At 62.7% G+C, this 20,081-nt stretch carries 20 protein-coding genes; 11 read left to right on the top strand and 9 right to left on the bottom strand.

The genetic code is table 11. From position 1 onward, the window contains the following. Positions 1-219: 219 nt before the first annotated feature. From I2E45_RS09355 to dnaK, 4 genes are all read right to left on the bottom strand, one after another. A complete protein-coding gene (locus I2E45_RS09355; protein ID WP_006235210.1) occupies positions 220-636 on the bottom strand; it encodes a heat shock protein transcriptional repressor HspR in 417 nt (138 codons plus the stop codon). A gap of 72 nt (positions 637-708) precedes the next feature. Next, positions 709-1,674 carry a DnaJ C-terminal domain-containing protein gene (locus I2E45_RS09350; protein ID WP_035136622.1) on the bottom strand — a complete coding sequence of 322 codons (966 nt, stop codon included), beginning with the start codon at positions 1,672-1,674 and terminating at the stop codon, positions 709-711. Between the two features lie 107 nt (positions 1,675-1,781). After that, complete coding sequence (locus I2E45_RS09345; protein WP_195445868.1) at positions 1,782-2,624, bottom strand: nucleotide exchange factor GrpE; 843 nt, start codon at positions 2,622-2,624, stop codon at positions 1,782-1,784. Between the two features lie 2 nt (positions 2,625-2,626). Beyond that, a complete protein-coding gene (gene dnaK / locus I2E45_RS09340; protein ID WP_006235214.1) occupies positions 2,627-4,519 on the bottom strand; it encodes a molecular chaperone DnaK in 1,893 nt (630 codons plus the stop codon). 600 nt (positions 4,520-5,119) lie between these two features. Here dnaK and I2E45_RS09335 point away from each other — a divergent pair. Continuing rightward, complete coding sequence (locus I2E45_RS09335) at positions 5,120-5,371, top strand: indolepyruvate ferredoxin oxidoreductase subunit alpha (protein WP_158564522.1); 252 nt, start codon at positions 5,120-5,122, stop codon at positions 5,369-5,371. Positions 5,372-5,485: 114 nt separating this feature from the next. Here the strand turns inward: I2E45_RS09335 and I2E45_RS09330 are convergent, their stop codons facing one another. Genes I2E45_RS09330 through nadA form a run of 4 tightly spaced genes read right to left on the bottom strand, consistent with a single transcriptional unit; the run spans position 5,486 to position 9,352 of the window. Beyond that, positions 5,486-6,031 carry a transcription repressor NadR gene (locus I2E45_RS09330; protein ID WP_195445867.1) on the bottom strand — a complete coding sequence of 182 codons (546 nt, stop codon included), beginning with the start codon at positions 6,029-6,031 and terminating at the stop codon, positions 5,486-5,488. Next, complete coding sequence (gene nadC, locus I2E45_RS09325; RefSeq protein ID WP_195445866.1) at positions 6,031-6,891, bottom strand: carboxylating nicotinate-nucleotide diphosphorylase; 861 nt, start codon at positions 6,889-6,891, stop codon at positions 6,031-6,033. The genes I2E45_RS09330 and nadC overlap by 1 nt, the downstream gene beginning before the upstream one ends. 3 nt (positions 6,892-6,894) lie before the next feature. After that, complete coding sequence (locus I2E45_RS09320) at positions 6,895-8,298, bottom strand: L-aspartate oxidase (RefSeq protein ID WP_195445865.1); 1,404 nt, start codon at positions 8,296-8,298, stop codon at positions 6,895-6,897. A gap of 28 nt (positions 8,299-8,326) precedes the next feature. Continuing rightward, positions 8,327-9,352 carry a quinolinate synthase NadA gene (gene nadA / locus I2E45_RS09315; protein ID WP_117583639.1) on the bottom strand — a complete coding sequence of 342 codons (1,026 nt, stop codon included), beginning with the start codon at positions 9,350-9,352 and terminating at the stop codon, positions 8,327-8,329. Positions 9,353-9,644: 292 nt separating this feature from the next. Here nadA and I2E45_RS09310 point away from each other — a divergent pair, with 292 nt between their 5' ends. After that, on the top strand, positions 9,645-10,367 hold the full coding sequence (locus I2E45_RS09310) for a LytR/AlgR family response regulator transcription factor (RefSeq protein WP_195445864.1): 723 nt from the start codon (positions 9,645-9,647) through the stop codon (positions 10,365-10,367). Next, positions 10,367-11,644 (top strand): sensor histidine kinase, encoded by a 1,278-nt coding sequence (locus I2E45_RS09305; protein ID WP_195445863.1) that lies wholly within the window; start codon positions 10,367-10,369, stop codon positions 11,642-11,644. The genes I2E45_RS09310 and I2E45_RS09305 overlap by 1 nt, the downstream gene beginning before the upstream one ends. Positions 11,645-11,708: 64 nt before the next feature. Here the strand turns inward: I2E45_RS09305 and I2E45_RS09300 are convergent, their stop codons facing one another. Next, positions 11,709-12,284, bottom strand: coding sequence for a hypothetical protein (locus I2E45_RS09300; RefSeq protein ID WP_022093991.1), 576 nt, complete (start codon positions 12,282-12,284; stop codon positions 11,709-11,711). 136 nt (positions 12,285-12,420) lie between these two features. Between I2E45_RS09300 and trxA the strand changes: the two genes are divergently transcribed. From trxA to I2E45_RS09260, 8 genes are all read left to right on the top strand, one after another. Further along, positions 12,421-12,741: a thioredoxin gene (trxA, locus tag I2E45_RS09295; protein ID WP_055250861.1), complete on the top strand. Its 321-nt coding sequence runs from the start codon at positions 12,421-12,423 to the stop codon at positions 12,739-12,741. A gap of 231 nt (positions 12,742-12,972) precedes the next feature. After that, entirely contained in the window at positions 12,973-13,221 is a 249-nt protein-coding gene (locus tag I2E45_RS09290) for a hypothetical protein (RefSeq protein ID WP_006235225.1), read from the top strand. A 1-nt stretch (position 13,222) separates the two neighbouring features. Beyond that, a complete protein-coding gene (gene nikR / locus I2E45_RS09285; RefSeq protein ID WP_226812468.1) occupies positions 13,223-13,735 on the top strand; it encodes a nickel-responsive transcriptional regulator NikR in 513 nt (170 codons plus the stop codon). Between the two features lie 117 nt (positions 13,736-13,852). Continuing rightward, positions 13,853-16,324 (top strand): carbamoyltransferase HypF, encoded by a 2,472-nt coding sequence (gene hypF, locus I2E45_RS09280; RefSeq protein WP_195445862.1) that lies wholly within the window; start codon positions 13,853-13,855, stop codon positions 16,322-16,324. Positions 16,325-16,458: 134 nt separating this feature from the next. Next, positions 16,459-16,719, top strand: coding sequence for a HypC/HybG/HupF family hydrogenase formation chaperone (locus I2E45_RS09275; RefSeq protein ID WP_195445861.1), 261 nt, complete (start codon positions 16,459-16,461; stop codon positions 16,717-16,719). Continuing rightward, positions 16,719-17,831, top strand: coding sequence for a hydrogenase formation protein HypD (gene hypD / locus I2E45_RS09270; RefSeq protein ID WP_271742331.1), 1,113 nt, complete (start codon positions 16,719-16,721; stop codon positions 17,829-17,831). Before I2E45_RS09275 ends, hypD begins: the two co-directional genes overlap by 1 nt. Before the next feature lie 84 nt (positions 17,832-17,915). After that, positions 17,916-18,950, top strand: a complete 1,035-nt coding sequence (gene hypE, locus I2E45_RS09265; protein WP_195445860.1) for a hydrogenase expression/formation protein HypE — start codon at positions 17,916-17,918, stop codon at positions 18,948-18,950. A gap of 123 nt (positions 18,951-19,073) precedes the next feature. After that, positions 19,074-19,742, top strand: coding sequence for an HAD family hydrolase (locus I2E45_RS09260; RefSeq protein WP_229058923.1), 669 nt, complete (start codon positions 19,074-19,076; stop codon positions 19,740-19,742). The last annotated feature ends 339 nt before the right edge of the window (positions 19,743-20,081 follow it).

Raw genomic sequence — 20,081 nt, 5'->3', positions numbered from 1 at the left:
CGGCAGGCCCCGCCGACCGATTGCAAGCGGTCGGCGGGGCCATTGTGGCTCTTGACAGCGGATTGGGTCATATGAGCGAGCGACGTCCAGAGCGAACAAGTTGGCATGGAAAAGGCAAGGCATAGACCTTCTGGTCATGCCTTGCCTTTTGAATGGCAAATTGTCGCTCTGGGCGGCGCGCAGCGTCGGCCCGTTACGCGGTTTGGTAAAACCGCGTAACTACAAATCCCCGCCGGCACCCAGCAGCTTGCGCATGACCTGTTCGGGGTTAACCGAGCCGTCGCGCGGGGCAAGGGCGGTGATCTTCTTCTGCATCTTGTACTCGTGCAGCTCGTCCTCGAGCTGGCGCACGCGGGCGCGGAGCTTTTCGTTCTCGCGCTCGCGCTCCTCGGCACGCTCCTTCATATCGAGGATGCGCACCACGCCGGCAAGGTTGATGCCCTCGTCGGTCAGCTGGTTGATGAGCTCCAGGCGCTCGATATCGGCACGCGAATACAGACGCGTGTTGCCGCCCGAGCGCTGGGGGTTCACCAGGCCCTTGGACTCGTAGACGCGCAGAGTCTGCGGATGCATGCCGGTCAACTCGGCCGCCACGCTGATCATGTACAGCGGTTTATTCCTATTGTCCTCGGCCATGCTACCTGACCCCTTTCCGTCTCGTTATCGTCCATCATAAGCCCGCGGGCGCGGGTGTGCGCCACGACCGCCCTAGTACGTCGCCTTGTAACGGTTGACCTTCTCGCGATAATCGCGCGTGTCGGCCTCGCGCAGCTTGGTCATAGCATCGCGCTCGTCATCGGACAGGTTCGTGGGGACCTGTACCTTGATTTCGACGAGCAGCGCGCCTGTGCGGCCACGGTGCTTAACGTCGGGCGCGCCCATCTCCTTAAAGCGGAACTTCTTGCCCGTCTGGGTGCCAGCGGGCACCTTCAGACGAACCGTCGCGCCGCCGGGCGTGGGCACATCAACCGTGCAGCCAAGCGCCGCCTCGTAGACCGAGATCGGCACCTCCATGGTCACATCGGCACCCTTGCGCTTAAACAGCGGGTGCTCCTCCACATGCGTGGTCACGACCAGGTCGCCGCGCTCGCCGCCGGCAACGCCATACTCGCCGCGACGCTTGTAGCGTAGCTTGCCGCCGTCGACCGCGCCCGCGGGCACCGAGACCGTAATGGTCTGCTGCTCGCCTGTCGAGGGAATGCGATAGGTGACCTTGTGCGTCACGCCGCGAAACGCGTCCTCGGCCGTCACATCGACGGTCAGCGACAGGTCGCCGCCCTTGCGAGCACGGCTGCGACCCGCGCCGGCACCGGCAGCGCCCGCAGCCCCGGCAAAGCCCGAGCCCCAATCGCTGCCCCAGGCGCCGTTGCCGCTAAAGATGCTGTCGAAGATGTCGCCCCAGCCGCTGGCACCCGCGCCGGCACCGTAGCCGCCGCCATACGCGCCGCCCGCGCCCGGCATGCCGCCAAACATGAGCATCTGGTCGTACTCTTTGCGCTTCTTCTCGTCCGAAAGCGTCTCGTAGGCCTCGCTGATCTCCTTGAACTTGGCCTCGTCGCCGCCGGCATCGGGGTGATATTTTTGCGCGAGCTTGCGAAACGCGCTCTTGATCTCTTTGTCGGAGGCGCTCTTGGATACGCCCAGGATGTCATAGAAGGTTTTGCCTGCAGCCATCGTAGCTCCTCTCCTGTTTCATCCGCCGCCCAGCGGGCGGCGGCTCATGCTTTCATATGGCACTAGGCCAGAAAGGGCCCCGGGTGTTGCCCCGGGGCCCTTCTCAATTACTCCTCGGTGCTCTCGGCCGTATCGGCCGCAGCATCCTCGGGCGCCGCTTCGGGCTCCGGTGCGGGGCGTTTCTCGCCGCCGTAGGTCACCGTCACCATCGCGGAACGCAGGATGCGATCCGCCATGCGGTAGCCCTTCTGGTACACGTCGTTGACGGTCTCATCGTACTGCGACGCGTCCTCGACGCGACCCACGGCTTGGTGCTCGAGCGGATCGAACGCCTCGCCCTTGGGGTCGATGGGCTCAACGCCCTCGTGCGCAAACACATCGAGCAGCTTGGCATGCACCGCGTCGACACCGTCGACGAACTGCTTAAAGTCGTCGGCAAGCTCCTGACTGCGGGCATGGTCGATCGCACGCTCGATATCGTCGACCACCGGCAGCAGCGCGGTGACGAGCTTCTCGGTCGCGCGCTCGCGCTCGGCGATACGCTCATTGGCGGTGCGGCGACGGAAGTTCTCCCAGTCGGCCTGCAGACGGGCGGTGCGCTCGGTGGCGTCCTTTGCCTTGTCCTCGGCGGCCTTCTGAGCCTCTGCCGCAGCATCGAGCTCGTTGCGCACGTCGGCAAGCTCTTTCTGAGCCTGCTCGAACTTGAGCTTAAAGTCGTTGTCGGCGGCTTCCTCACCGGCGCGGATAGCGGCTTCCACCATCTCGTCCTCGGTCATCGTCGCCTCCTTGTTGGAATCCTCTACTTGGTTCTCGGCAGCCTCGGCGGCCGGGGCCTCGTTGGCCTCGGTATCGTCAACGGCCTCTACGGGAATCTTCACGTCCTTCTCCTCAGAGTCAACGGGGGCGGCACCAACGGCGGCCGCCTCCGTGCGAGCTTTACGGGCGGACATGATTACTTGTCCTCGTCGTCCACAACCTCGTAGTCGGCGTCGACGACGTCATCGTCGGCAGGCTGGGCGCCGGCGGCACCGTCGGTCTGCTGCTGAGCGTCGGCGTAGACAACCTGGGCCAGCTCGTAGGCCACGGACTGCAGGGACTCGCCGGCGGCCTTGATGGCCTCGACGTCAGAGCCCTCGAGCGCCTTCTTGGCGTCGGCGATAGCGGCCTCGGCCTTGGACTTCACGTCGGCGGAAACCTTGTCACCGAGCTCGTTGAGGGTCTGCTCGGTGGAGTAGCACAGGCTGTCGGTCTGGTTGCGGACCTCAACCTCTTCCTTCTGCTTCTTGTCCTCCTCGGCATGAGCCTCGGCGTCCTTGACCATACGATCGACTTCGTCGTCGGAAAGCGCGGTGGAGCCGGAAATGGTGATCTGCTGCTCCTTGCCGGTGCCCTTGTCCTTAGCGGAGACCTTGACGATGCCGTTGGCGTCGATGTCGAAGGTAACCTCGATCTGCGGCACGCCGCGGCGGGCAGCCGGGATGCCGGTCAGCTGGAACTTACCGAGCGACTTGTTGTCGCGGGCAAGCTCGCGCTCGCCCTGGAGCACGTTGATCTCGACGCTGGTCTGGTTGTCGGCAGCGGTGGAGTAGACCTCGGTCTTGGAGGTCGGGATCGTGGTGTTGCGGTCGATCATCTTGGTCATGATGCCGCCCATGGTCTCGACGCCCAGCGACAGCGGGGTAACGTCGAGCAGCAGGATGCCCTCGACGTCGCCGGTGAGCACGCCGCCCTGGACGGCAGCGCCGTCGGCAACGACCTCGTCGGGGTTCACGGACATGTTGGGCTGCTTGCCGGTCATAGTCTTGACGAGCTCCTGGACGGCGGGCATACGGGTGGAGCCGCCGACGAGGATGACCTCGGTCAGATCGGAAAGCTTAAGCTTGGCGTCGCGCAGGGCGTTGGTGACAGGTTGCTTGCAGCGCTCGAGCAGGTCACGGGTGATCTTCTCGAACTCGGCGCGGGTCAGCGTGTAGTTGAGGTGCAGCGGGCCGGACTGGTTCATGGTAATGAACGGCAGGTTGATGGTGGTCTGCTGGGCTGCGGAGAGCTCCTTCTTGGCGTTCTCGGCGGCCTCCTTCAGACGCTGCAGGGCCATGGGATCCTGACGCAGGTCGACACCGTTCTCCTGCTGGAACTTATCGGCCATCCAATCGATGACGCGCTGATCCCAGTCGTCGCCGCCCAGGTGGTTGTCGCCCGAGGTGGACAGAACCTCAAACACGCCGTCGGCGAGGTCGAGGATGGAGACGTCGAAGGTGCCGCCGCCCAGGTCGAAGACCAGGATGCGCTGGTCGGTGCCCTGCTTGTCCAGGCCATAGGCAAGAGCAGCAGCGGTCGGCTCGTTGACGATACGCTTGACGTTGAGGCCAGCGATCTTGCCGGCGTCCTTGGTGGCCTGACGCTGGGCGTCGTTGAAGTAGGCCGGGACGGTGATGACGGCGTCGGTGACGGTCTCGCCCAGATACTTCTCGGCGTCGGCCTTCATCTTCGCGAGCGTCATGGCGCTCACCTGCTCGGCGGTGTAATCCTTGCCCTCGATGTCGACGACGGCACGGCCACCCTGGCCCTCCTTGACCTCATACGGCACGGTCTTGATCTCGGAGGTGCACTCGGAGTACTTGCGGCCCATGAAGCGCTTGATGGAGAACACGGTGTTCTTGGGGTTGGTGACAGCCTGGTTCTTAGCGGCCTTACCCACGACGCGGTCGCCGTCGGCACGGAAGCCCACGACGGACGGGGTGGTGCGGTCGCCCTCGGCGTTCACGATAATGGTCGGAGAACCGCCCTCGAGAACGGCCATTGCGGAGTTAGTAGTACCAAGGTCGATACCAAGAATCTTGCCCATTAGAAATTCCCTCTCTCTTGTGCGTTTGCACCAACTCGGCGGTCTGCCGAGCGGTGTTTCGGCTTGTCTTTCAGGATGTAGTGTATCCCCTTATGGGCCGGAATATACAAAATCTAAGTCAATTCATATAAGATTTCTTATTGCTGAGAGTTTAGGTTCTTAAATGTGCAGGTAGATGCGCTGATTGAGTTCTCGGCAAATCTATCGAGATCTATGTAGAGATGGCTGAGGTTTGAGCTTGGGGCGTGTGGAGCAGTCTGGGGCGGCCTTAGGGAGAGCGCATCCCGTTTTGAGCGTCGATTTCGGGATGCGGTTTCCGGTCGAGCCCTCAACCGGAAAGGGTATCCCGGTCTGAGCGCGAATTCTGGGACACAGCTTCCGCCGGACGGTCCAACCGGAAACTGCGGCCCGTGTTTCGGCCAAATAACGGGATGCCCTTTCCGCAGGCGCGCTCAATAGCTCAATATTTCAAGTCACCTTTAGCTAACATTTGCGCAGCTCAACGGCCCCACCTGCGCATTTTTTAGTAAACCTTGGCATACTCGGCGAACGGTATGAAGATGCCGGTCAGAGGGTATTGCAAACGGTCGCTCCCGTGGTATGTTTTTGCCCGAATCAAACCGGCGCGCATCGCCTGTAGCGTCGGTCAACAGAGAGGAAACTACCATGGCTCATCCCGTAATTGATGCCGACGAGTGCATCGCTTGTGGCGTTTGCGTCGACTCCTGCCCCGCTGGCGTTCTGGAGCTCCAGGACGTCGCTACCGTCGCTGACGAGGACTCCTGCGTCGCCTGTGGCGCTTGCCAGGACGCTTGCCCCGCTGGCGCGATCACCGAGATCGTCGAGGAGTAACAACTCCCCCACCTGCACACTCAAAAGTACACCGTGCACAAAAAAGGAGGCCTCCGCATCGCCGCGGAGGCCTCCTTTTGCATTCGTGGGCAGCTAATTGGGGACAGTGTCGGGCTAGGACAAATCATCCTCGTAGGGCATTAAATCGGCTAGGTAGCCTTTCTCCTTGAGCATCGCCTCGATCTCGTCGAGGGTTTGCTCGTCCTCCGCCGCGATGCGATGGAAGTGATAGCCGCTTGTCACCGTCAGCAGTGGAAAACTCTTGCCGCTGGCAATACCCTCCAGATAGCGCTCGATATCGCGACGGTTGCGAATGTCCAGATCGGCTGTGATCTTGCCGTACACGCGGTGATTGACGATCACGTTGAGCACGGCGCCTCCGGCGTCGACGATACTCGTGAGCTCATCGCCTGCCTGCTCCACGCTGTGGCGAACCTTGACCAAGCGCGTGGGCACGGCGGGGCTGCTGGGGGCCTCCTGCAGCACGTAGCCGCGGTTGGTCGCCACGATATCGTGCCCATCGGCGCGCAGCAGGGCGATGTCTTGCACGACAATCTGGCGGCTCACACCCACCTCACGAGCAAGCGCACTGCCCGAAACGGGCTCCTTGGCTCGCTCGAGCACGCCTATGATGGCACGGCGACGCTCGCGGGCGTCCATTATTTACCGTCCAGCAGACGCAGGTGCTTAAGCGAGAGGTCGAGAATCGGCGCAGAGTGCGTCAGCGCCCCCGAGCTAATAAAGTCAACGCCCAGGTCGGCGAGCGCGCGGATATTGCTGGCGTCCACGTTGCCCGAGCACTCGGTTTTGGCGCGACCGGCGATAAGCTCAATCGCAGCAGCCATGTCGTCGTGGGTCATGTTGTCGAACATGATGATGTCGGCGCCGGCCTCCACAGCCTCGCGCACCATGTCCAGGTTCTCGCACTCAATCTCGACCGTCGCGGTAAACGACGCATGAGCGCGCGCCATCTCGATCGCGCGCGTCACGCCACCGGCGGCATCGATGTGGTTGTCCTTGAGCATGACGGCCGTCGACAGGTTGTAACGATGGTTGCTGCCGCCGCCGATCTCGACCGCGGCCTTCTCGAAGACGCGCATGCCCGGCGTGGTCTTGCGCGTGTCGACGAGCACGGTCTTGGTTCCCTCGAGCGCCGCGGCCATGCTGTGCGTGTAGGTAGCGATGCCGCTCATGCGCTGCAGGTAGTTGAGCGCCACGCGCTCGCCTGAAAGCAGCACGCGCGCATCGCCGCGCACCTGACCCACATGGTCGCCGGCGTGCACCTCGTCGCCATCGGCAACGTCGAGCAGCACCGAGCTCTGCGAATCCAGCAGCTCAAAGGTGCGGGCGAACACATCCAGGCCCGCGATGATGCCATCGGCCTTGGCGATAAGCTCCACCGTGGCGGGACGCGCCGTGGGGCACACGCTCGCCGTGCTCACGTCCTCAAAGGTAATGTCCTCGCGCAGAGCCTGCAGAATCAGATCATCGACGACGAGCTTCATGGTAATGGGATTCATGGTCTACTCCTCCACGGCCTGCGTGCCGGCGGCACGGGCCAAATCATCGATTGCCAGGGTGTCGGCGCTCAGGGCGCGATGACGGCCATCGAGCGCGGGGTCGCCCGCCTGCTCCACGGCCAGCGACTCGCCGGTGCGCATGTACCACGCGGCGCGACGACCCCAGACCAGCGCCTCGAGCAGGCTGTTTGATGCAAGGCGATTCTTGCCGTGAACGCCGTTGCAGGCCGTCTCGCCCGCGGCGTAGAGCTCGGGCATCGAGGTGCGGCCGTCCTTATCGACCCATACGCCGCCCATAAAGTAGTGCTGCGTGGGCGTAACGGGGATGGGCTCGTCCAAAATGTCGCGGCCGTCCTCCAGGCAGCGCGCGCGGATATTGGCAAAGTGCCCGGTCACCACGTCGCGCTCGACGGGGGCAAAGCTCAGCCACTCGTGCTCGGTACCGTCCTGCTTCATCTGCTCGCGAATAGCGGCGGCGACCACATCGCGCGGCTGAAGCTCGTCGGTAAAACGCTCGCCGGCGGCGTTGAGCAGAATCGCGCCCTCGCCGCGGCAGCTCTCGCTGATCAGGAAGGTGCGGCCCGGCTGCGGCGAGAACAGGCCCGTGGGGTGGATCTGCACGTAGTCCAGATGCTCCATCCTAATGCCGTGCTCCTGCGCGATGTAGCAGGCGTCACCCGTGAGCTGCGGGTAGTTGGTCGAGTGGTCATATACGCCGCCGATGCCGCCCGTTGCCCACAGCGTGTGGCGGGCATGGATCTTAAACGGCTCGCCGGCATGCACACCCTCGGCGGCATTTGCCAGCTCGTCGGCGGGACGAACCGAGTTGTCCTCGTCCACGGGAACGGCGACGACGCCGGTACACACCGTGGCGCCGTCACGCTCGCCCGTCAGGATGTCGGTCATGGCCACGTGCTCCAAAATCTGCACGTTGTCCAGCTTGCGAACGGCCTGGAGCAGCTTGGTCGTGATCTCCTTGCCCGTAATGTCGGCATGGAAGGCAATGCGCGGACGGCTGTGCGCGCCCTCGCGGGTAAAATTGAGGCTGCCGTCGGCCTTGCGCTCAAAATCCACGCCCATCGCTAGCAGGTCGTTGATGACCGAGCGGCTCGAGCGAATCATGATGTCGACGCTCTCGCGGCGGTTCTCGTAGTGGCCGGCGTGCATGGTGTCCTCAAAGAAGGCATCGTAGTCCGAGCCTTCGGGCAGCACGCAGATGCCGCCCTGCGCGAGCATCGAATCGCACTCATCGACCGCGCCCTTGGAGAGCATGATCACGCGCGTGCTCGTCGGCAGATTGAGGGCCGCGTACAGACCCGCCACGCCGCAGCCGGCAATGACGACGTCGCACTCCATATCGGGGTATTGCTTGGTTTCCACAGGAATCCTCTCCCTTGAATGTAACATAAGGGACCGTCCCTCATGCAACATTGTTCTAGCGTGCTGCGTACTCGAGCATACGGTCGAGCGTGAGCTTGGCCTGGTCTGCCGCCTCGTCCGAGACGCCGATCTGCACCTCGCCCTCGCCCGTCTCCAGGCAGCGCACGAGCTTTTCGAGCGTGATGAGGTCCATGTTGACGCAGGTGGGCTGCACCGCGGGGAAATAGAACTTCTTGCCGGTGCCCTGGCAGCGGCGCTCGAGCTCGTAGAGCACGCCGCGGACCGTCACGATGATGAACTCGCTCGCGTCCGACTCCTCGGCATACTTGATGATACCGGCGGTGGAGCCGATGTAGTCGGCCTCGGCCAGAACGTCGGCCTTGCACTCGGGGTGCGCCAGCACGAGCGCGTCGGGGTGGGCCTCCGTCGCGTCGACGATCTGCTCGACGGTGATGATGTGATGGCGCGGGCAGTAGCCGTTGTTGAGGATGACGTGCTTTTGCGGCACCTGCTCGGCTACGAAGCGTCCCAGGTTTTGGTCGGGAATGAACAGAATATGCTGCTGCGGCAGCTCGGACACGATCTTAACGGCGTTGGAGCTGGTGACGCACACGTCGCTCCAGCTCTTGATCTCGACCGTGGAGTTGACGTAGCACACCACGGCCAGGTCGTCGCCGTACTCGGCGCGCGCCGCGTCGACCGTCTCGCGCTTGACCATGTGCGCCATGGGGCAGTCCGCGCCCGGCTCGGGCAGCAGCACGGTCTTGGTGGGGTTGAGCAGCTTGGCGCTCTCGCCCATAAACTCCACGCCGCACAGCACGATAGTCTGCTGCGGCAGACTCTTGGCAAGCTTTGCCAGGTAGAAGCTGTCGCCGACGTAATCGGCCACAGCCTGCACCTCGGGCGCCACGTAATAGTGCGCCAGGATCACCGCGTCACGTTGGGTTTTTAGTTGCTGAATGGCCTCGACGAGCTCTGCGGGCACCAGTGCCGCACGCTCCGTTGCCGTCGTTGCCGATGCCAGGCCGGCCGCGATATCGCGTGCAAGCTCCGACGCATCCATGTTCGCGCTCTGTGCCATCAAGGCCCCTCTCTTTTGGCGAATCTTGGGGCTTTAGTATGACACCTAGGTTTACAGCTGACAAGACAGCTGTAAACCTAGGTGTAAAGTTGAAATAAAGATTCAATCATGTGGCAGGTCCATTTTCGAACTGGCAAGCTGAGGATAGCCGGGCTTTCGATAGCGCAGGAGGCATCTTTCGCCACCGCAACACCGCTTGGCGCGAGCTGCACGCCGTGAGGCGCAAACGGTCCGCACCCCCGCAAGCGGCGCGTGCCCGATGTGGCAAAATCGAACTACTTAAGGGGGCCGAATGCTCAAGATTATTGCCTGCGACGATGATGTCGCTTTTCTAGATAGACTGCACCGGATGATCGACCGTTGGTCGACCGAGACGGGCACGGCGGTCGATGTTGCGCTCGTCACGCGCGGCGAGGACCTGCTGGCCCGCCATGCCGCACCGCGCGCCGACATCATCTTGCTCGATATGATCATGCCGCTCGTCAACGGCATGGACACCGCACGCGAACTGCGCCAGGCCGACACCGCCGTGCGCCTGGTGTTCCTCACCTCGTCGCCCGAGTTCGCGCTGGAATCCTACGAGGTCCGCGCCTTCGACTATCTGCTCAAGCCCGTGACTTACGAACGCCTGGCGCGATTACTCGACGAGCTTTCGAGCATGCGCCCGGCGGCAACCGACGAGCTCGTGATCAAAACTTCCTTTGGCTACCACGCCCTGCGCCTGTCCGACATCGAATATGCCGAGGCGCGCAACAAGCACGTGGTCTTCCACCTGCGCGACGGACGCGATATCGAGGCACTCGAGTCGTTCCGCAGCGTCGAGGACCGCTTGGAGCAAAACGCGGTCTTCTTTAAATGCCACCGCAGCTACCAGGTCAACCTGCGCAATATCGATCACTTTGACCGCACGGACATCGTCATGCGCTCGGGCGCGTGCATCCCGCTTTCGCGCAGCTGCAAGCAGGGATTCCAAGACGCCTACTTTGCGGCGCGCTTTGAGGGTGGGAGACACTGATGGTCTCCTCGGTCGAAATGGTCCTTTGGGCAATCCACCACGCCACGACGCTGCTCTTTGGCGTCTTTGCCTCGGCGGCGCTGTGCGGTGTCGAGATCAACCGGCGTCATGCGCTTGAACTGGTGCTGGTCGGCGTCGTGACCGGCGCTGCCTTTTCGATCGCCAATGCCGTCGGCGGCGAGCTTTTCGCCCGCCAGGTATATCCGCTCGTCGTGCATTTGCCTCTCGTCATCTATTTGTGCGCGCGCTACCGCCTGAGCCCGCTGCTTGCCGTGCTCGGCATTACGAGTGCCTATCTGAGCTGCCAGTTCAGCAATTGGATGGGCATCGCCGCATTTGCCGCAACCGACTCGCAGATCGCGTACTATCTGGCGCGCATCGCGACCACACTCGCCGTCTTTGCCGTCCTGTTGCATTGGGCCGGCGACATCGGTCCACGCTTGGCGATTAAAAGCACCACCGAGCTGGGCATCCTTTTAATCCTGCCGCTCGTCTATTACGTCTTTGACTATGCCACCAACGTCTACACCACGCTGTTCCACTCGGGCTCGGTGGTAACGGTTGAGTTTTTGGCATTTGCGCTCTGTGCCTTCTATCTTATGTTTCTTGCCGTTTACCTGCGCGAATACGAAGAAAAGGAAACCGCCGAGCGAGAGCGCTGGATGCTCGAAACCCGCGACAGCGCCGCCATCAAAGAGCTCGAGGCTTGGCGTCAATCTGGGCGCGAGCTGTCGATTCTTCGCCACGATATGCGCCACTTCCTACGCGGCCTGGCCGCTTTAATTGAGGAGGGCCACACCGACGAGGCGCTCAAACGCATCGATGAACTCTGCGAAGCCGGCGATCGTACCGCCGTACGCCGCTTCTGCGCCAACGAGACCGTAAACATCGCGCTTTCGTCATTTAACTCGGATATCAATAGAAACGGCATTACCGCCAACCTGCGCGCCGCCGTACCCGAAACCATCCACGTAGGTGACGCCGACCTGTTTAGCGTGCTCTCAAATGCCTTGGAAAACGCTATCACCGCCGCAAGCGCCGCGCCCCAGGGAAAGCGATTCGTCGACTTTGACCTGCGATTAGAGGACGGCCAGCTGCTGCTGTTAGTTTCCAACACGTTTGACCGCGCGCCGCGCATGGTCGACGGCATGCCCGTAGCCGGGCACACCGGACACGGCTTTGGAACCAAGAGCATTAAGCTTGCCGTCGAACGCATGAACGGCAACTGCCAGTTCCGCATTAACGGCGATCGGTTTGAGCTGCGCGCTGTGATGTAGAAGTGCGGCGCCGATCTCGCGGCGTGTCTTGCCCGCCAGGCAATCGCTCACCGGCGCCAATCCGCTACAGCGGAGCGGCCGCCGGGGTCAGCTGCTTGATGTATGCCCACATGCGCTGCTTGGCGGCTTTGTCAGTGAGCGCCGCCTCAAAACCGTCGAGCGCGAGCACGCGGCGACCCTGCACATGGGCGACCAAGCCGGGCTTGAGCATGGCGGTGTCGAAGTCATCGATTGCCACGAGCATATCGGCGTAGGTCTCGCGCATGGCGTCAGCCGCGTTGTTGTCGAGCAGTAGCACCGCCTCGGGGTCCAAAGCCTCAAGCGCCTCACGGAACAGCTCGCACGGCAGAGTCTCGCCCACCGCGACCGCTCCGTCACCCACGCCGGCGACGCTTGCCAGCACGCAAAAATCCTCGGGCGCGTAGCCGATGGCCCCAAGCGCCTTGCGCAACGCCGCGCCATCCGGGCCGGCGGCAAGCTCGCCACCCGAACGCTCGGCCTCGTCCAAATCGCCTTTGACCAGCACGATCGGCGAGCACGCGTTGCCCGCGATACGCACGCCACGACCCGCGAGCGATGCGAGCTCCTGCTCGGTCGCCTGGGCGATGGCTTCTTTTTTCTGGCTTTGTGACGTGGGCATGCGCTCTCCAATCGTTTGCGTGCCCACCATTATATAAAAGAGCTGCCCGCGAGTGGTTGCTTTGCGGGCGGCTGGGTATAAGCACGGTCGTACTGAGTTTTACGCGGCTGAGCCGCGTCGCATTATGGAGGTCACCATGGCTGACATTAAGCAGATTACCCCCGAGAACTTCGATTCCATCGTTAACGACAGCCTGCCCGTGCTGGTTGATTTTTGGGCTCCGTGGTGTGGGCCGTGTCGTTCACTCTCGCCCATCGTGGACGAGGTCGCCGATGAGCTGGCGGGCAAGCTTGCCGTTGCCAAATGCAACGTCGACGACAACCAGGACCTGGCCATGAAGTATGGCGTCATGAGCATCCCCACGCTGATTGTGTTTAAGAACGGCGAGGAGATTGACCGCTCGGTTGGCGCTCTGCCCAAGGCGAGACTGCAGGCGCTGCTGGAGAAGCATCTGTAATACGCTTGTTACATGTTGCCGTCTGCCTGCCGTCCATGAGCGCTTTTACGCCGCTCGCCGGACTTCTGAATGCACCGAGTGCAACCACGGATAGTATGGTAGTCACAAACAGCCCCCAGTGAACGGGTGCGGGTCGCACAGACTCGTACCCGTTTTCTTATGCAGCTGCGCGCAGAGCGGGCGTAGTAAAATCTGAACCACTGAACTGCCCCATACAAAAGGAGATTTCCCATGCATGATGTTGGAATGAACATGAGCCAGCTTGCCATGAGCGTCAAGCAGGTCGACGACACCATCGAGCTCGCTCACGAGTGGAGCCATCAGCTGCTGCATGCGACCGAGAATTTTGACATGGAGCGCATCGGCGCCAAGCTCGAAGCCGCCATGGCCGCGCTCCACGAGGCGCATGACGCGCTCGAGGGCTACGAGGAAGCCATCGAGGCCGACCACAACTCCGTCGGCTCCGTGAAGCTGGTGTAAGGTGGCCGAACACGAGCACTGCTGCGAGTACGAGCACGAGCATCCGCACGGGGCGGACGGTGACGCGGGCTGCCACTGTAGTGGCTCCGGCTCCGAGCTGGTCCGTTTTTCGGTTACCGCACCCGACGACCTGCTGCGCCGTTTTGACGAGCAGATCGCGCGCCGCGGCGACGTGGCCAACCGCTCCGAGGCCGTGCGCGATTTGATTCGCGCCTCGATCGCCAAAGAGCAGATGCGCACGCCCGATGAGCACGTTATCGGGTCGCTCACCATGATCTACGACCATCACACCGGCGATCTGACGCGCCGCCTGGACGAGGTGCAGCACGACTACACCGACGAGATCGTATCGACGATGCACGTGCATTTGGATCACCACAACTGCTTGGAAATCCTGGCACTCAAGGGTCGCGGCGAGCGCGTCTACGAACTAGCCGACCGCCTGCTGGGCCTGCGCGGCGTTAAGCACGGCGAGCTCACGTGCGCCGCCACCAAGCAGAGCCTGGGGCTGTAGCGGGATTTCCCGCAGCGCACCTGCCAAATAGGGACAGGTTTGTTTTGGCAGGTTTAGAAGTTTTACCTACCAAAATAAACCTGTCCCTTTTTGGTCGGTTTTGATGAGGGGTGTCGCATGCGGCATGCGCATATTCATGTGACGGGCATTGTGCAGGGCGTTGGCATGCGACCGTTTGTGTATCGCGAGGCCATGGCACATGGCATTTGTGGATGGGTGCTCAATGCGGGCGACGGCGTGCATATCGAGGCGCACGCTTTGGCCGATGCGCTCGATGCTTTTGTTGCCGCGCTTTCTGAGCATGCGCCTGCGGCAGCTCGCGTTGAGCGAGTCGATATTGCGGATTTGGAGCCTGGCGGCTGGAGCGCTGCCGATGAGCAGGGCTTTCACATTGTGGCGTCGCAGGACCAGACCGCGCACACGACGCTCGTCTCGCCCGATATCGCCACCTGTGACGATTGCCTGCGCGAGTTGTTCGATCCCGCCGACCGACGCTATCACTACCCCTTTATCAACTGCACTAACTGCGGCCCACGCTTTACCATCATCCGATCGCTGCCTTATGACCGAGCGGCCACGTCGATGGATTGTTTTCCCATGTGTCCCAAGTGCGCTGCGGAGTATGTCGACCCACTCGACCGGCGTTTTCACGCGCAGCCCGATGCCTGCTTTGATTGCGGGCCGCATATTACGTGGCGCGAGGCTGTAAACGGCAATGCGTGCGGGAATTCGTCCGCGACACCGACCGTCGGCACCACACGCGAGGCCAGCGACGCTATCATCGAGCGCTGCGTTGAGCTGCTGGCCAGCGGTGGCATCGTCGCCATCAAGGGCCTGGGCGGATTCCATCTAGCCTGTGACGCTGCCAACGAGCAGGCGGTGGCCGAGTTGCGCCGTCGCAAACGCCGCAGCAACAAACCACTTGCCGTCATGGTACGTAGTCTTGCTGATACCGAGCGCCTGTGTCATATCGATGATGCTGAACGCGATCTGCTCGCTGGCAGTATCCGCCCCATCGTGCTGCTGCGCCGGCGCACTGTTAGCGAGGACAACGACGGTTCCCCCGACATCCTCGCCCTCGCGCCATCTGTCGCGCACGACCTGCCCGAGCTCGGCGTCATGCTCCCCTATACGCCGCTTCAACATCTGTTGCTTGCCGCGGCAGAAGTCTGCGGTATGCACGCGCTCGTCATGACCAGCGGAAACCTGAGCGAAGAACCCATCGAGACCGACGACGACCTTGCCTGGGAACACCTCGTTGCCGCCGGCATCGCCGACGCGTTGCTCGGTAACGACCGCGCGATTCTCTCGCGCTATGACGATTCCGTGGTGCGCGTGGTCGACGGCGCCGTTATGCCCGTGCGCCGCGCTCGGGGATATGCACCCCAGCCGCTGCCGTTGCCGGCGCTCGACGGCGCTCCGTCCTGCGTGCTCGCCTGCGGGCCACAACAAAAGGCCACGATTGCGCTCACACGTGAAGGGACGAACGGCGAGGCGCCCTGTTTTGTGTCGCAGCATATCGGCGATGTTGAAAACGGCGGGACCTTCGATGCCTGGAACGCCGCGCGCACGCGCTTGGAAGATCTCTTTGATTTGGCGCCCGCCGCCTTGGCCTGCGATGTACACCCCAGCTATCTATCGGGCCAGTGGGCGCGCGAGCAGGCGCGAAAATGCAATCTGCCGCTCGTCGAGGTGCAGCACCATCATGCGCATATCGCGAGCGTAATGGCCGAGGCCATCGCCGCGGGCCAGCTTACAACCGACGCGCGCGTCCTTGGCATCGCCTTTGACGGCACCGGCGCCGGCACCGATGGGACCATTTGGGGCGGCGAGTTTCTTGTTGCCAGCCTTGGCGGCTTTGAACGCGCCGCGCATTTGCGCACCTGGGCGCTCCCCGGCGGGGCGGCCTCCGTGCGCGACGCCCGCCGCAACGCCTTTGCCCTGCTCAGTGAGCTCGGTCTGCTCGAGCACCCAGGTGCCGCTCGGCTTTTGGACAGCCTCGACGAGCAAACGCGCAGCGTGACAGCCACCATGATCGAGCGCGGCATCAACAGCCCGCGTACCAGCAGCATGGGGCGTCTCTTTGATGCCGCGGCAGCAATTCTGGGCATCTGCGACAAGGCAACCTACGAGGGCGAACCCGCCATCGAGCTTGAGGCTGCCGCCTGGCGCGCGCTCGACAACGAAATCGCCCATTTTCCCGACAACAACGCCGGCTATTTCGCATCTGGCCCATCGTGGCTGGACGGCCCCTATGTTCTGGACCAGAAAGCACTCTTTGAGGCACTTTTGGGAGGAATTGAAGCCGGAGCGCCCGCCGACAGGCTCGCACTCGATTTCCATGTCTCCGTCGCGCGCTCCTCGGCGCGCATCGCCAGCGATATCTGCGTGCACGAGGGCATCGACACCGTCGCGCTCTCGGGCGGCGTCTTCATGAACCGACTTCTGCTTCAGCTCCTCGCCCGCGAGCTCAAAAGCGCAGGCCTTACTGTCCTTGTCCCCCACACCGTACCCGTCAATGACGGCTGCATCGCCTACGGTCAGGCGGCAGTCGCAAGCGCTCGTCTTGCGCAGGTTGCATCGCAGTAGCTCGCCCTCGCACGCCGCCGCGCCCAGCCGTCTCACAGGCGTAACGCGTTTGCCCGCGAACCCCGCGAGCGCTACCATCAACTGATGGATTATTGAGCGCCCGTCCAGCGCAAAGCGTATAAAAGGGGAACAATATGTGCCTTGCCGTTCCCGGTAAAGTAGTCAAACGCGACGACGACCTCAAGGCCACCGTCGACATGATGGGCATCGAGCGCCCCGTGTCGCTGCGACTCGTGCCGACGGCGCAGGTTGGCGACTATATTCTCGTACACGCCGGCTTTGGCATCCAGATCGTCGACGAGCAGGAAGCGCAAGAAACGCTCGAGCTTGTTAATGCCATGTCCGAGCTGGTCGAAGAAGACCAACTGGCCAGCAACCCGGCCGAGGCATACTAGTGGCGGCCGAGCAGCCGGCGCGCTCCGGTATCGATTTCTCGGCATTCCGCGATCCCAAGCTGGCTCGCGAGCTCATCGAGCGCATTCATGAGCTTGTCGGCGACCGCGCCATCAACCTTATGGAAGTCTGCGGCACGCATACCGTGAGCATCGGGCGCTATGGCTTTCGCTCCATCATGCCGGCTGGGCTCAAGCTGCTGAGCGGCCCAGGCTGCCCCGTCTGCGTCACCGCCAACCGCGACATCGACCACGCGATCGCGCTCGCCAACATAGACCGCGCCATCATCACCACCTTTGGCGACATGATGCGCGTGCCCGGATCGTCCACCTCGCTCGCTGCGCAAAAGGCGGCGGGGCGCGATATTCGCATCGTCTACTCCCCGCTCGATGCACTCGATATCGCCGAGCAAAACCCTGATCGCCCGGTCATCTTTATGGGTGTGGGCTTTGAGACCACAACGCCCACCATCGCCGCCGCCATCCTGGAGGCAGACGCACGCGGGCTGCAGAACTTCTCGGTCTACTGCGCCCATAAGACCACGCCGCCGGCGCTGCGCGCCATCGCCAACGATCCCGAGACCACTATCGACGGCTTTATCCTTCCGGGGCACGTCGCCACCATCACGGGCCTGACGCCCTTTGGCTTTTTGGTCGACGAGTTTAAGACCCCAGGCGTGGTAACGGGATTTGAACCGGTCGACATCTTGCAGGGCATCTGTATGCTGGTCCAGATGGTTGTCGAGAACAAGCCGGCGATCGACAACGCCTACCGCCGTGGCGTCAACGCAGACGGTAACCCCGTGGCGCGCCAGCTGGTCGAGCAGGTGTTTGAGCCATGCGACACCACGTGGCGCGGGCTGGGGCCGATTGCCAACTCGGGCCTTTCCATCCGCCCCGAGCTCTCGCGCTTTGATGCCCGCACCCGCTTTGACGTGCCCATCGAGCCGACGGTCGAGCCACGCGGATGCCGCTGCGGCGACGTGCTGCGCGGCGCCATCACGCCAAACGACTGCCCGCTGTTCGGCCACGCATGTACGCCCGAGCATCCCGTCGGCCCCTGCATGGTGAGCTCCGAGGGCAGCTGCGCAGCATATTTCCGCTACCGAGGCTAATAGGTTCCGCCGTTCTAACGAACGGCGGACCAGTCGACGGTGCGCCTCACCCATATAATTCCACCCACGATTGGAGTTTTCGATATGTCCCATAGCGTTACCGATAGCACCGTCCTGCTGGGCCACGGCTCCGGCGGCCAGATGATGAAACGCATCATCGATGAGGTCTTTTTGGATGCCTTTGGGTCGCCCGAGCTGCTCGCAGGCAACGATGCCGGCGTCGCCGCGCTGCCCGCGAGCGGGCGCATCGCCATGTCGACCGACAGCTTTGTAGTCTCGCCGCAGTTCTTCCCCGGTGGCAACATCGGCCGCCTCGCCGTGTGCGGAACCGTCAACGACGTCGCGACCTCGGGCGCCAACGTGCGCTACCTGTCGTGCGGCTTTATCCTCGAAGAGGGCTATCCCATGGATAAGCTCCGCCAGATTGTGCAGACGATGGCCGAGACGGCGCGCGAGGCGGGCGTGTCCATAATCACGGGCGACACTAAGGTGGTCGAGCGCGGCGGGGCCGACGGCGTCTATATCAATACCGCCGGCGTGGGCGAGGTGCCTGCGGGCGTGGCGCTCAGCGGCGCAAACTGCCAGCCCGGCGATGTCATCCTGGTCTCGGGTACACTGGGCGACCACGGCATCGCTATCATGAGCCAACGCGAGGGTCTGGCGTTTTCGAGCACCATCGAAAGCGACGCCGCGCCGCTCAACCACCTGATTGCCGATGTGCTTGCTGCAGCACCCGACACACGCTGCTTTCGCGACCCCACGCGCGGTGGCCTGGCCTCGACGCTCAACGAGTTTGCGCAGGCCAGCGGCGTTGCCATGGAGATCGACGAGGACGATGTGCCCGTGCGCCCCGACGTGCAGGCAGCCTGCGAGATGCTCGGCTACGATGTGCTGCAGGTGGCAAACGAGGGCAAGATGGTTGCCGTGGTGCCGGCTGAGCAGGCCGATGCCGCGCTGAGCGCCATGCGCGCCGCCCGCTACGGCGAGAATGCCGCCGTCATCGGTCGCGTGCTGCCGCTTGCCGAGGGCGCCCGTCCCGCCGTGCGCGTGCGCACCGGCTGGGGATCGACTCGCATCCTCGACATGCTCGTAGGAGAGCAGCTGCCGAGGATTTGCTAGGGCGAAACCACACGGTCGGCGCGATGCGGCCTGATACCCCTGGAGATGTTCAGATTCCAAGCACGCCCAACGCGGAAGCCCAGTATTATGGGGTGCGTTTTAAACCCAATGACGGGAGTTTTTATGGCAGCAGCTTTTTCCCATGTGATCTTTGACCTAGACGGCACCATCCTCAACACACTCGAGGACCTGGCGGCCGCCGGCAACCATACCTGCGAGATGCACGGCTGGCCCTCGTTTGCCGTAGACGAGTACCGCTACAAGGTGGGAAACGGCATGCTCAAGCTGGTTGAGCGCTTTATGCCCGCCGAGTATGCGGGCGACGGTCGTATGTTTGAGCAGACGCTTGCCGAGTTTAGGGCTTACTACGGCGAGCACAAGGAGGACCACACCGCCCCCTATGCCGGCACAATCGAGATGCTCGACCTCCTGCGTGCCGCGGGCGTGCAGCTTGCCGTGCTCACCAACAAGGACCACATCTCGGCGGCTCCGCTTATCGAGAAGTATTTTGGTTCCGAGCGCTTTGCGCTGGTACAGGGCCGCGTCGATGCGTTTCCTCCCAAGCCCGAGGCGCCTGTTACGCTGCATGTGATGAAAGAGCTAGGCGCCGATCCGTCGACCACGCTCTATGTGGGCGATTCCAATGTCGATATCCTGACCGGCCACAACGCCGGCCTTAAGAGCGCGGGCGTCAGCTGGGGCTTCCGCGGCCGCGCAGAGCTGGAAGCCGCCGGCGCCGACTACGTGGTGGACACCCAGGACGAGCTAGCGGCGCTGATTCTGGGCGAGTAACGAGCGACACCGCTTTACGCAGCTGCGACAATTCTTCCGCGCGGAAAGCGCATCCCGTTTTGAAGGTCCGGAATGGGATGCGCTTTCCGTTTGAGGCACATCAGGGAAACCGCATCCCGTTTCAGAGCAATATTCCGGGTCGCACTTTCCGCAACCCACCCCATCCGGAAAATGCGACCCACTATTCGGCCAAAAACCGGGTCGCAGTTTCCCAAGCACTCGATGCAACGCTGGCACAAGGAATGTCCCCAACTGCCGGCAGAGACGATATGAGCAGGACATAAAAACATTGAGAGCCCCTGCTGCATGAAAGACCGCGGATTAGGCCGACAATGGTGA

Source organism: Collinsella aerofaciens, from assembly GCF_015555045.1.
Taxonomy (GTDB): Bacteria; Actinomycetota; Coriobacteriia; order Coriobacteriales; family Coriobacteriaceae; genus Collinsella; species Collinsella aerofaciens_W.
The sequence above is the reverse complement of the archived record's forward strand: the minus strand, read 5'-3'. Positions and strand labels throughout refer to the sequence as shown.

What these genes read in the sequence shown, in the direction of transcription:
- I2E45_RS09355 (WP_006235210.1), bottom strand. Translation starts at nt 636, where the DNA reads ATGGCCGAGGACAATAGGAATAAACCGCTGTACATGATCAGCGTGGCG.
- I2E45_RS09350 (WP_035136622.1), bottom strand. Translation starts at nt 1,674, where the DNA reads ATGGCTGCAGGCAAAACCTTCTATGACATCCTGGGCGTATCCAAGAGC.
- I2E45_RS09345 (WP_195445868.1), bottom strand. Translation starts at nt 2,624, where the DNA reads ATGTCCGCCCGTAAAGCTCGCACGGAGGCGGCCGCCGTTGGTGCCGCC.
- dnaK (WP_006235214.1), bottom strand. Translation starts at nt 4,519, where the DNA reads ATGGGCAAGATTCTTGGTATCGACCTTGGTACTACTAACTCCGCAATG.
- I2E45_RS09335 (WP_158564522.1), top strand. Translation starts at nt 5,120, where the DNA reads ATGTTTTTGCCCGAATCAAACCGGCGCGCATCGCCTGTAGCGTCGGTC.
- I2E45_RS09330 (WP_195445867.1), bottom strand. Translation starts at nt 6,031, where the DNA reads ATGGACGCCCGCGAGCGTCGCCGTGCCATCATAGGCGTGCTCGAGCGA.
- nadC (WP_195445866.1), bottom strand. Translation starts at nt 6,891, where the DNA reads ATGAATCCCATTACCATGAAGCTCGTCGTCGATGATCTGATTCTGCAG.
- I2E45_RS09320 (WP_195445865.1), bottom strand. Translation starts at nt 8,298, where the DNA reads ATGTTACATTCAAGGGAGAGGATTCCTGTGGAAACCAAGCAATACCCC.
- nadA (WP_117583639.1), bottom strand. Translation starts at nt 9,352, where the DNA reads ATGGCACAGAGCGCGAACATGGATGCGTCGGAGCTTGCACGCGATATC.
- I2E45_RS09310 (WP_195445864.1), top strand. Translation starts at nt 9,645, where the DNA reads ATGCTCAAGATTATTGCCTGCGACGATGATGTCGCTTTTCTAGATAGA.
- I2E45_RS09305 (WP_195445863.1), top strand. Translation starts at nt 10,367, where the DNA reads ATGGTCTCCTCGGTCGAAATGGTCCTTTGGGCAATCCACCACGCCACG.
- I2E45_RS09300 (WP_022093991.1), bottom strand. Translation starts at nt 12,284, where the DNA reads ATGCCCACGTCACAAAGCCAGAAAAAAGAAGCCATCGCCCAGGCGACC.
- trxA (WP_055250861.1), top strand. Translation starts at nt 12,421, where the DNA reads ATGGCTGACATTAAGCAGATTACCCCCGAGAACTTCGATTCCATCGTT.
- I2E45_RS09290 (WP_006235225.1), top strand. Translation starts at nt 12,973, where the DNA reads ATGCATGATGTTGGAATGAACATGAGCCAGCTTGCCATGAGCGTCAAG.
- hypF (WP_195445862.1), top strand. Translation starts at nt 13,853, where the DNA reads ATGCGGCATGCGCATATTCATGTGACGGGCATTGTGCAGGGCGTTGGC.
- I2E45_RS09275 (WP_195445861.1), top strand. Translation starts at nt 16,459, where the DNA reads ATGTGCCTTGCCGTTCCCGGTAAAGTAGTCAAACGCGACGACGACCTC.
- hypE (WP_195445860.1), top strand. Translation starts at nt 17,916, where the DNA reads ATGTCCCATAGCGTTACCGATAGCACCGTCCTGCTGGGCCACGGCTCC.
- I2E45_RS09260 (WP_229058923.1), top strand. Translation starts at nt 19,074, where the DNA reads ATGGCAGCAGCTTTTTCCCATGTGATCTTTGACCTAGACGGCACCATC.